The 11,003-nt window shown below is 64.0% G+C and carries 11 protein-coding genes; 8 read left to right on the forward strand and 3 right to left on the reverse strand.

Annotated features, from left to right (window positions below; genetic code table 11):
• Nucleotides 1–2 precede the first annotated feature (2 nt).
• The 5 genes from H6B31_RS15210 to H6B31_RS15230 all read left to right on the forward strand — a co-directional run bounded on the left by H6B31_RS15210 (nucleotide 3) and on the right by H6B31_RS15230 (nucleotide 4,068).
• Nucleotides 3–446, forward strand: a complete 444-nt coding sequence (locus H6B31_RS15210) for a stage V sporulation T C-terminal domain-containing protein (RefSeq protein WP_243419091.1) — start codon at nucleotides 3–5, stop codon at nucleotides 444–446.
• 163 nt (nucleotides 447–609) lie between these two features.
• The gene (gene yfbR / locus H6B31_RS15215) at nucleotides 610–1,254 is read left to right on the forward strand and encodes a 5'-deoxynucleotidase (protein WP_204899280.1); all 645 of its coding nucleotides are present in this window, start codon (nucleotides 610–612) and stop codon (nucleotides 1,252–1,254) included.
• Complete coding sequence (locus H6B31_RS15220; protein WP_191436601.1) at nucleotides 1,251–1,520, forward strand: ACT domain-containing protein; 270 nt, start codon at nucleotides 1,251–1,253, stop codon at nucleotides 1,518–1,520. The genes yfbR and H6B31_RS15220 overlap by 4 nt, the downstream gene beginning before the upstream one ends.
• Before the next feature lie 150 nt (nucleotides 1,521–1,670).
• Nucleotides 1,671–3,029 carry a PFL family protein gene (locus tag H6B31_RS15225; RefSeq protein ID WP_204899281.1) on the forward strand — a complete coding sequence of 453 codons (1,359 nt, stop codon included), beginning with the start codon at nucleotides 1,671–1,673 and terminating at the stop codon, nucleotides 3,027–3,029.
• Nucleotides 3,030–3,849: 820 nt separating this feature from the next.
• Nucleotides 3,850–4,068, forward strand: a complete 219-nt coding sequence (locus H6B31_RS15230) for a helix-turn-helix domain-containing protein (protein WP_204899282.1) — start codon at nucleotides 3,850–3,852, stop codon at nucleotides 4,066–4,068.
• A gap of 82 nt (nucleotides 4,069–4,150) precedes the next feature.
• Here the strand turns inward: H6B31_RS15230 and lepA are convergent, their stop codons facing one another.
• From lepA to H6B31_RS15245, 3 genes are all read right to left on the reverse strand, one after another.
• Nucleotides 4,151–5,959: a translation elongation factor 4 gene (lepA, locus tag H6B31_RS15235; RefSeq protein ID WP_204899283.1), complete on the reverse strand. Its 1,809-nt coding sequence runs from the start codon at nucleotides 5,957–5,959 to the stop codon at nucleotides 4,151–4,153.
• The gene (locus tag H6B31_RS15240; protein WP_204899284.1) at nucleotides 5,956–6,132 is read right to left on the reverse strand and encodes a hypothetical protein; all 177 of its coding nucleotides are present in this window, start codon (nucleotides 6,130–6,132) and stop codon (nucleotides 5,956–5,958) included. The genes lepA and H6B31_RS15240 overlap by 4 nt, the downstream gene beginning before the upstream one ends.
• A gap of 971 nt (nucleotides 6,133–7,103) precedes the next feature.
• Entirely contained in the window at nucleotides 7,104–7,817 is a 714-nt protein-coding gene (locus H6B31_RS15245) for a helix-turn-helix domain-containing protein (RefSeq protein ID WP_242972865.1), read from the reverse strand.
• Nucleotides 7,818–8,037: 220 nt separating this feature from the next.
• Here H6B31_RS15245 and pta point away from each other — a divergent pair, with 220 nt between their 5' ends.
• The 3 genes from pta to H6B31_RS15260 all read left to right on the forward strand — a co-directional run.
• Nucleotides 8,038–9,018: a phosphate acetyltransferase gene (pta, locus tag H6B31_RS15250; protein WP_204899285.1), complete on the forward strand. Its 981-nt coding sequence runs from the start codon at nucleotides 8,038–8,040 to the stop codon at nucleotides 9,016–9,018.
• A 166-nt stretch (nucleotides 9,019–9,184) separates the two neighbouring features.
• Entirely contained in the window at nucleotides 9,185–10,768 is a 1,584-nt protein-coding gene (locus tag H6B31_RS15255; RefSeq protein WP_204899286.1) for a MerR family transcriptional regulator, read from the forward strand.
• Nucleotides 10,765–11,003: MerR family transcriptional regulator (locus tag H6B31_RS15260; RefSeq protein WP_204899287.1), on the forward strand; the 239-nt coding region annotated here is incomplete at its 3' end. The genes H6B31_RS15255 and H6B31_RS15260, both read left to right, overlap by 4 nt.

Consider the following 11,003-nt stretch of genomic DNA (forward strand, 5'->3'; position numbering starts at 1 on the left):
CCTTGGAGATCTACACCGACCGGGACGGCAGCGTCATTTTCAAGAAGTATTCCCTGATGGGCGGGCTGACCGAATTTGCCGGCCAGCTGTGCGACACCCTGAACCGGACCACCGGCCGCACGGCGGTGATCACCGACCGGGACAACATCATCTCCGTCTCCGGCGCCCCCCGGCGGGAGCTGATGGACAAGCAGATCTCCCCCGACCTGGAGCGGCTCATGGAGGGGCGGCAGATCTATCAGCACAAGGGGGGCGAGGACGGCATCCCCCTGTGCGACGAGGACGGGCGGTTCTTTCTGGACACCGTGGCCCCCATTCTGTCCGAGGGGGATGTGCTGGGCAGCGTGGTGTTCACCTCCCCGGAGGAGGAGCTGGGGGGCGGCGAGGTGGAGTACAAGCTGGCCCAGTCCATCGCCGCCTTTCTGGGCAAGCACATGGAGAGCTGACATCGGACTTGAAAACCGGCGTGTGCCGGCGGGCAGACTGCGGCCCGCCGGCGCTTTTTTGTTTCATGGCCAGACCGCGGGAGAAAGCGGCGGCTCCTGGTTTACAAAGGCCGGGACACTGTGGTAAAATGACAGCATTCTTGACGAAGGAAGGGACTTATCGTTGTCCGAGCACTTTTTCCCCATGATTGCCCGCATGCGGTACATCACCCGGTGGGGGCTCATGCGCAACACCGACCCGGAGAACATCCAGGAGCACTCCCACATGGTGGCGGTGCTGGCCCACGCCCTGGCGGTCATTCAGAACGAGAAATTCGGCGGCCAGGTGGACCCGGGGGCGGTGGCGGTGGCGGCTCTCTACCACGACGCCAGCGAGATCCTCACCGGCGACCTGCCCACCCCCATCAAATACGACAACCCGGACATCCAGGGGGCCTACAAGTCGGTGGAGACCATGGCGGAGCAGAAGCTGCTCTCCATGCTCCCGGAGGAGTTCCGGCCCACGTACCGGGAGATCCTCACCATCCCCGACCCGGAGGTGCGGGCCCTGGTAAAGGCGGCGGATAAGCTCTCCGCCTACTTGAAGTGCGTGGAGGAGCTGAAGGCGGGCAACCTGGAGTTTAAGAAGGCGGGCGAGCAGACCTATGAGGCCCTGCGGCAGAACCCCCTCCCCGCCCTGGCCTACTTTATGGAGCGCTTCCTCCCCGGCTTCCACCTGACCCTGGACGAGCTCCAGGGGAGCGGCGACGAAATTTTCGGACAGACGACCATCGACCTCACATCTGGAAAGGAAGGTACACAGCTATGAAAGCCATTGTGACCGTTATCGGCAAGGACCAGGTGGGCATCACCGCCGCGGTGTGCTCCCTGCTGGCCCAGCACAGCATCAACATCCTGGACATCAGCCAGACCATTCTGCAGGAATATTTCACCATGGTCATGCTGGTGGACACCACCGCGTGCGACAAGTCCATCGTGGAGATCTCCCAGCTGCTGGAGGACGCGGGCAGAGAGCGGAACCTGTCCATCCGTATCCAGCGGGAGGACATCTTTAACGCCATGCATCGAATCTAAGCGCGGAGGATAGGCGCGCAGGGGAGCTTGGAGCGGAGCGAGGGCGAGCGCAGGGCCGCGAGGCGGCCCGGAGACCAGCCCGAGCCACAGCGAAAGCGACCCGTCCGCGCGCCCAATCCGCAGCGTGATATCATTTAGGAGGACCGCCCAATGCTCAGTCAACACGAAATCATGCAGACCATCCAGATGATCGACCAGCAGCATCTGGATGTGCGCACCATTACCATGGGAATCTCCCTGCTGTCCTGCGCCCGCAGCGCCCCCAAACAGGCCTGCGGCGCCATTTACGATAAAATCACCCGGTACGCCGAGAAGCTGGTGTCCACCGGCGAGGCCATCGAGAAGGAGTTCGGCATCCCCATCGTCAACAAGCGCATCTCGGTGACCCCCATCGCCCTGGTGGCCGCCGCCGCGGAGACGGACAACTACGCCCCCTTCGCCGCCGCCCTGGACCGGGCGGCCAAAACCACCGGCGTCAACTTCATCGGCGGCTTCTCCGCCCTGGTGCAGAAGGGGATGACCGAGGCGGACCGGAAACTCATCGCCTCCATCCCCGAGGCCCTGTCCACCACCGACCTGGTGTGCGCCAGCGTCAACGTGGGCTCCACCAAGGCGGGCATCGACATGGACGCGGTGGCCTTTATGGGCCGCACCATCAAGGACCTGGCGGGCCGCACCGCCGACCAGGGCGGCTTCGGCTGCGCCAAGCTGGTGGTGTTCTGCAACGCGGTGGAGGACAACCCCTTCATGGCCGGCGCCTTCCACGGGGTGGGCGAGCCGGAGAAGGTCATCAACGTGGGGGTCTCCGGCCCCGGCGTGGTGCACCACGCCCTCCAGGGGGTGAAGGGGCAGCCCTTCGACGTGGTGGCCGAGACCATCAAAAAGACCGCCTTCCGCATCACCCGCATGGGCCAGCTGGTGGCCCAGGAGGCCAGCCGCCGGCTGGACACCCCCTTCGGCATCGTGGACCTGTCCCTGGCCCCCACCCCCGCCATCGGGGACAGCGTGGCCCGCATCCTGGAGGAGATGGGCCTGGAGGTGTGCGGCACCCACGGCACCACCGCCGCCCTGGCCCTGCTCAACGACGCGGTGAAGAAGGGCGGCGTCATGGCCTCCTCCCACGTGGGCGGTCTGTCCGGCGCCTTCATCCCGGTGAGCGAGGACGAGGGCATGATCGCTGCCGCCTCTTCCGGTGCCCTCACTCTGGACAAGCTGGAGGCCATGACCTGCGTGTGCTCGGTGGGCCTGGACATGATCGCCGTCCCCGGGGACACCCCGGCGGAGACCATCTCCGCCATCATCGCCGACGAGGCGGCCATCGGCATGGTCAACTCCAAAACCACCGCCGTGCGCATCATCCCCGCCCCCGGCAAGCAGGTGGGAGATATGGTGGAGTTCGGCGGCCTGCTGGGCTCCGCCCCGGTGCAGCCGGTGCACCCCTTCTCCGCTAAAGCCTTCGTGGACCGGGGCGGCCGGATTCCCGCACCTATGCAAAGCTTGAAGAATTAACCTACTTTTCTTGAAAGAAAAGTAGGCAAAAGAACTTTGTGCGAAACTTCGTTTCGCTGCGGGGTTTCATTCGATCATTCCGCCGCTCGCAGGGGGATTTCGCCGCCTGCGGGCGGCGAGTGACTTTGCCCGCGGCGGCAAAGTCACCAAAACGCCGCCGGGGACGGCTCCAGAGGAGCACCGTTCCGGTGCTCCTAGTCGCCTTTCCCCGGGCCCCTGTTTACGGGGATTACCCCTTGAGGCAGGTAGAGAACTGCCGGCGCGCAAAATCAGGAGTGCTTGGGTGCCATTCCGTCCGGCCCCACTGGGGGCCTGAACAGGAAGAAAATTGGGACTGGTGCGATTTTATTCCTGCGCCTACCGCTTCCGAACCAACGTCCCGGGACCGTTTCCCCCGTAGGGGCGGCCACATGGGGCCGCCCGCAAGCCTTCCCCCTACAAGGGGGAAGGTGGCTGGCTTTCGGCCAGCCGGATGAGGGTGGACTCTTGGCTGAGGCAATTTCTGGCGGGAGCCCCAAGGGGCTCCCCTACTCAATTTTGGGATTATGTAGGGGCGGCACACTGGGCCGGTCTGGGACCGGCCCCTACGAGGCAAATGGGGACGTCCCTGTATCCGCGTAGGGGCGGGTGTCCTCACCCGCCCGCCGTAGGCAGCTCCCTTCCTGTAGGGGCGGCACGCTGGGCCGCCCGTCCTAAGCCGCGGTCCATTCCCGGGCGGGCCGGCCGGTGTCCAGCCCCTACGCAAATTGGGGGAGCTCCCCTGTATTTTGTAGGGGCGGCTATCAGCCGCCCCTGTTCTTATTTTCGAGGTGATTTTGACATGTTGGACCATCTTCGCACCCTGCGGGAGGACCGGGACTTGTCCCAGGCCGATCTGGCGAGGGTGCTTCATATCCACCAGACCACCTATTCCGACTACGAACTGGGAAATCTGAACATTCCGATCCCGGTCTTAAAGGAGCTGGCCCTCTACTTTGACACCAGCGTCGACTACCTGCTGGGGCTGACCAATCACCCCGAGCCCTACCCCAGAGCTTAATTCCGGGCGGGCGGTCCAATATCAGAATTTTGGGAGCTGATGCGCATTCCGCGCACCAGCTCCCATTTTTTGAAAAACAAATTTACTCCTCGTCCAGCTTGAGGACGGCCATAAATGCTTCGGTGGGCAGCTGCACGGTACCCAAGGTCCGCATTTTCTTTTTGCCTTCCTTCTGCTTCTCCAGCAGCTTCTTCTTTCGGGTGATGTCGCCGCCGTAGCACTTGGCCAGCACGTCCTTGCGCATGGCCTTGACGGTCTCCCGGGCAATGATCTTGCCGCCGATGGCCGCCTGGATGGGCACCTCGAAGAGCTGGCGGGGGATGTTTTCCTTTAGCTTCTCGCAGATGCGCCGGGCCCGGGGGTATGCCTTGTCCTTGTGGGCGATGAAGGAGAGGGCGTCCACCTGGTCCCCGTTCAGGAGCAGGTCCACCTTCACCAGCTCGCTGGGCTGGTAGCCCTCCAGCTCGTAGTCCAAAGAGGCGTACCCCTTGGTGCGGGCCTTCAGGGCGTCGAAGAAGTCGTAGATAATCTCCCCCAGGGGCATGGAGTAGTGCAGCTCCACCAGATTGGTGTCCAGGTACTGCATGTCCTTGAAAACGCCCCGGCGCTCCTGGCACATGGGCATGATATTGCCCACGTAGTCGGGGGGCGAGATGATGGACACCTTGGCGTAGGGCTCCCGGGCCTCGGCGATCTGCCCCGGGTCGGGGTAGTTGTGGGGGTTGTCCACCCGGACCACCGTCCCGTCAGTCTTGGTCACCTCGTAGATGACGGAGGGCAGAGTGGTCACCAGGTCCAGGTCGAACTCCCGCTCCAGCCGCTCCTGGATGATCTCCATGTGGAGCATGCCCAAAAATCCGCACCGGAAGCCAAAGCCCAGGGCAATGGAGGACTCGGGCTCGAAGGACAGGGAGGCGTCGTTGAGCTGCAGCTTCTCCAGGGCATCCCGCAGGTCGGGGTATTTACTGCCGTCCTCGGTGTAGATACCGCAGTACACCATGGCCTGGGCGGGGCGGTAGCCGGGCAGGGCCTCCGCCGCGGGCCGGTCCACCTCCGTGATGGTGTCGCCCACCCGGGTGTCGCTCACCGTCTTGATGGAGGCGGTGAACCAGCCCACCTCGCCGGCGGTGAGCTCCGGGCAGGAGTCCATCCCCAGGGGACGCAGATAGCCGCAGTCCAGCACCTGATAGGAGGCGCCGGAGGCCATCATCTTCACGCTCATCCCCTTCTTCAGGGTGCCCTCCATCACCCGGAAGTAGACGATGACGCCCACATAGGGGTCGTACTGACTGTCGAAAATCAGGGCCTTCAGAGGGGCGTCCGGGTCCCCGGTGGGGGCGGGGACGTTCTGAACGATGTCCTCCAGCACGGCGGGGATGTTGACCCCCATCTTGGCGGAGATCTCCGGGGCGTCCAGAGCAGGCAGGCCGATGATATCCTCCACCTCCTGCTTGGCCTTCGCCGGATCTGCGGCGGGCAGGTCGATTTTGTTGAACACCGGTAAAATTTCCAGGTCGTGCTCCAGGGCCAGGTAGGTGTTGGCCAGGGTCTGGGCCTCCACGCCCTGGGTGGAGTCCACCACCAGCACCGCGCCCTCACAGGCGGCCAGGGAGCGGGACACCTCATAGTTGAAGTCCACGTGGCCCGGGGTGTCGATGAGGTTCAGGGCATAGGTCTCCCCGTCGGCGGCCTTGTAGTCCAGCCGCACCGCCCGGGCCTTGATGGTGATGCCCCGCTCCCGCTCCAGGTCCATGTTGTCCAGCAGCTGGGACTCCATCTCCCGCTGGGGGACGGCGTTGCACAGCTCAATGAGGCGGTCAGAGAGAGTCGACTTGCCGTGATCGATGTGTGCGATAATGGAAAAATTGCGGATCTTGGATTGATCGGTCATAAAATAGATACCTCCTTGGGAAAGCCGGCGGCTTCTTGTGCTGCCGGAGGATAAATCTGAATGCGATATCGAAGGGGCGTTTCGCCGCCCCGGCGGCGAGCTTCTTTCTGGATGCCCAGAAAGAAGCCAAAGAGGCACCAGGGGGCGGGCTCAGATGAGCGCTCCGCGCTCATATTCGCCCGTCCCCTGGACCCCCGTTTTACGGGGGCCGCCAATTAGGCAAACTGACCTGTCGCCGCAAAGGCGCGGGTGGTTCAGCTGACTGGTTCCCGGTCTATTACCGCTGCCGCTGAGTTCTCGGTAACCTTTGGGCAGTGCTTCTATCGGTTGGAAGCGCGCCTTTTGGGCGTGTGGGGCTCAAGTTCGGCTCAGGGGACGGCATACGCTGGAACATTCCCCGATTCCCGTAGGGGCGGCACACCCGGGCGGCCCAGTGTGCCGCCCCTACGGGAAAACGAAGCGGCAGCGTGATCGGGAGCGTTCCCCTCATCCGCCCCAGTGTGAGCACTGGGGCACCTTCCCCCATGGGAAGGCTTGGGCGGGAGGAGCAAGCCCCTCCCCTACGGGTTTTAAGGAGATTTTCCGGAATCGGGTAGGGGAGCCCCTTGGGGCTCCCGCCAGGATTCGGACCGGTGCCGTTGGCTAGGAAACCCAGGCGCAGAAGTGGACCCGCACCGGCGGCAATTTTTGCAAACCCAGGGCCCAGTGGCCCGGCGGGAATTTAGAGAGCCACTCAGAGTTTGCGCGCCGGAAATGATACACAACCTCCCAGGAGGGCGTCCCCCCGTAATGGGGTCCGGGGAAAAGCGACTATGAGCACGAAGTGCTCATCTGGAGCCGGTCCCTATCCCCTCTGTCCCTTCGGGACATCTCCCCTTGATAAGGGGAATCGGCCCCGGGGCGTTTTGCCCAATCCCTCGTTACTCCCGGCGAAGCCCAGCGCAGCAGGTTCGCCGGGAAGAGGAGGAGCAAGGGAACGAACGCAGTTTTCGCCGCTAGGCGGAAACGGAGTGGAGTGGACTTTGCGACGACGAGCCGCCGTGGGCAAAGGAACTCGCCGCCCGCAGGCGGCGAAATTCCCTGCGAAAACCTCCAGAAGCGGCGCGCCGAGGTCGTGGCGCCCTACAAGGATGCAGGAAAAAGACTATTTCTTCCCCTGCCCCTCCCGGGCGGCAAAGCTCTGGTTGATCCGCTCCCCGGAGTTGTGGATGAGCTGGAGCATGGACTGGTACAAAACGGGGTAGTCCCGGGCCAGGGCGGCGTGGTCCATCTCGGGCATCTTCCCCTTGGCCTTGGCGTGGGCGGCCAGGGCGTCGGAGAGCTCCACCTCGCTCAGGTGCATGTCGGCGTCGGCCAGGCCGGCCATAAAGTGCCGCTGGGAGACGGAAAAGAAGTCCGGATTGTTCTCCGGGTTGGCGTGGTACAGATGCCGGTAGACTTTATAGAGGGCGGTGGACAGATAGTTGGATGCGGCCCGGATGGCCTCCCGGCTGCCCGTCTTGCCCAGCAGATCAAAGAGCATGCCCACCGAGTTTACCAGCAGCTTTTTGGACAGCAGGGCCAGCACCGACCCCCGCATGGAGTTGTCCTTCTCATCGCTGATGTCATAGAGCTCCTCAGTACCGATGGTGGTGCCGTCCCGGGTGAGGGTCCGGCCCAGCAGGTAGTCGGCGGACACCCCGTAGTAGTCGCAGGCCTTGACCACGAAGGTCAGGCCCGGCTCCCGGATGCCGTTTTCGTAGTGGGACAGCAGGGCCTGGGAGATGCCCAGGACTCCGGCGGCGGTGCGCTGGCTGACCCCTTTTTCCTGCCGCAGAAGGGACAGGGTGCGGGAAAATTCTGCGTTCAAATTTCTCACCTCAAACGAAAATCAATACACTTGGTATAGTATAAACGATGGTATACCTGTCGTAAAGAGCATATTTCTTTTTTCTGCAAAATTTTTGCATAAAACGATTGAAATTATCGCAAAATGGAAGGGCAGTTTCCCTTGCATTTTGCGTCGGAAAATGCTACCATAGACCCTGAAAACAGGTGTTTTCCCGCTTTCAAGTTTTGTCTGGAAGGAATGGTTCACAATGTTCAAGAAACTGATCAGCATTCTGAAAGAGCATCCCCGTAAGATCGTCTTTACCGAGGGCACCGACCCCCGCATTCTGGAGGCCTCCGCCCGCCTGCTGTCCGGTACGTTCCTGACCCCCATCCTGCTGGGAAATGAGGACGAGGTCCGCGCCGCCGCCGAGGACGCCGGCTTCAACATCCGGGGCGCCGTCATCATCGACCCGGAGAAGTATGAGAACATGGAGGCCATGGTGGCCAAGATGGTGGAGCTGCGCAAGGGCAAGATGACCGAGGACGAGGTCCGGGCCGCCCTGAAGAAGAGCAACTACTTCGGCACCATGCTGGTGGCCATGGGTGAGGCCGACGCCCTGCTGGGCGGTGCCACCTACTCCACCGCCGACACCGTCCGCCCCGCCCTGCAGCTGGTGAAGACCAAGCCCGGCAACAAGATCGTCTCCTCCTGCTTCATCCTGGTGCGCCCCTCCGCCACCGGCGACAACGACGTGCTGGCCATGGGCGACTGCGCCATCAACATCAAGCCCAACGAGGACGAGCTGGTGGAGATCGCCGTGGAGACCGCCAAGTGCGCCCGGATCTTCGGCGTGGACCCCAAGGTGGCCTTCCTGAGCTACTCCACCTTCGGCTCCGGCAAGGGCGAGGACGTGGACAAGATGCGCAACGCCTGCGAGAAGGCCAAGGCCGCCATGCCCGACGTGCCTGTGGACGGCGAGATGCAGTTTGACGCCGCCGTCTCCCCCCGCGTGGCTCAGACCAAGTGCCCCGACTCCAAGGTGGCCGGCTACGCCAACACCTTCATCTTCCCCGACATCAACGCCGGCAACATCGGCTACAAGATCGCCCAGCGCCTGGGCTCCTTCGAGGCCTACGGCCCCATCCTGCTGGGCCTGAACGCCCCCATCAACGACCTGTCCCGCGGCTGCAACGCCCAGGAGGTCTATTCCATGGCCATTATTACTGCCGCTCTGGCCGGAAACTGAGATTTTACCGCAAGTTCTCTTGGCGGGCCCCCTTGGGGGCCCGCCTTTTTGCGCTCCGTCCGGCGCGGCAGGCGGCTTTTCAAGAAAAATCCACCCAGTTTGAAAAAAATTCTTGACTATATACCAGGTGGATACCCTACACTGGTGGTGTAAGGAGGGGGAAACCATGACCATCAAGGAGTTGGAGCGGCGCACCGGCCTGCCCAGAACCAGCATCCGGTTCTACGAGCAGGAGGGGCTGCTCACCCCGGAGCGGCGGGAGAACAACTACCGGGACTACTCCGAGGACAACGTGCGCACCCTGGAAAAGATCAAGCTGCTGCGGCGGCTGAGCCTGGACCTGGACGCCATCCGCCGCCTCCAGGCGGGGGAGCTGTCCCTGAGCCGGGCCCTCGCCGGGCAGGCTCTGGCCCTGGAGGGGGACCGGGCCGACCTGGAGCGGTACGCCCAGGTGTGTGAGGAGCTGAGCCGGACGGAGACCTCCTACGACGACCTGGACCCGGAACCCTGGCTGGCCGCCCTGGAGGAGAAAAGCCTCCCCCTGTCCCGGCGGGTGGACCCGACGGAGCAGGACTCCATCGCCGCCGCTCCCTACCCCTGGCGGCGGTACTTCGCCCGGGCGCTGGACTGGTCTCTGGCGGCGGTTCTCTGGACCGCGTTCCGGCTTCTCCTGTTCCGCTGGGACTGGGCGGGCTGGGGGCCCGAGGCCCTCTACGGGTATGCGAACGCCGCCGCTCTCTGGTTGGGCGGATGGCTGTTCCTTCTGCTGCTGGAGCCCATTCTGCTGTGTACCTGGGGCTACACCCCCGGCAAATGGCTGCTGCGGCTGAAGGTGCGCCGGGTGGATGGGAGCAAGCTCACCTGGTGGAGCGCTCTGCGGCGTACCCTCTACCTGTTCCTTCGGGGGACGGGTCTGGGAATCCCCCTGCTCCGTCTCGTGTGCCTGGCCGCCAGCTGGAGCGCCTGTCGGCGGGACCGGGTGCTGCCCTGGGACCGGGGGTTGGAGTATACGGGCCGCCCGGCAGGTCCGGCCCGGGCCGCGGCCTTTGTGCTGGCCGGACTGCTGCTGTGGGCTGCCCGCCCGCTGGACCGGATCGACGATTGGAGTTACCGCATCCCCTATCCCAGCGGCCCCCTCACCCCCGCCCAGGCCGCGGCCAACTACAACTTTCTGGAACAGCGGATGCCACAGCCCTGGAGCGACGTCTTTGGGACGCGCCCCATCCCCATCCTGGCGGCGGACGGCAGCTGGACGGTCCCGCCCCCGGTGTACCTGGAGCAGTGGCACTGGGTCTCTCTGGAGAACAGCGAGTGGGGGCCGGTGGAATTTACCACGGACGAGGAAGGCTATGTCACCGGATTTACTCTCCTCTGGTCCCCCAAGGGGAACCCCCACCAGGAGACCTTGGACCTGTGGTTCTCCATGACGGAGTTCCTGCCCCACCTGTTTTCGGCCATCTCCCCCGGCGGCGCGGACTGGTCCGCCCCGTGGCGGGACTGCGCCAATGATCGGGACGGCTTTGACCTGGTGCGGTCCCTGGACCAGGTGAACTTCGCCCAGGTGGGCAGCAGCCTCTCCGTTTCGGGACGCCAGACAGAGGGCGTCACCGCCCAGATAGAGGTCCTGTCCAGCGTGGGCTATCAACTCACCGGGGAGAACGGGCGGCTTCTCCAGGAGGCCCCCGGAGCCGGGGAACTGACCCTGCGGTTCACCGCCTGTCTGGAACACGAAAAGGAGGAAACGGCATGACCATCAAGGAATTGGAGCGGCGCACCGGCCTGCCCAGGACCAGCATCCGGTTCTACGAGCAGGAGGGGCTGCTCACCCCGGAGCGGCGGGAGAACAACTACCGGGACTACTCCGAGGACAACGTGCGCACCCTGGAAAAGATCAAGCTGCTGCGGCGGCTGAGCCTGGACCTGGACGCCATCCGCCGCCTCCAGGCGGGGGAGCTGTCCCTGAGCCGGGCCCTCGCCGGGCAGGC

It is taken from the genome of Pseudoflavonifractor capillosus (assembly GCF_016899775.1).
Lineage (GTDB): Bacteria > Bacillota > Clostridia > Oscillospirales > Oscillospiraceae > Lawsonibacter.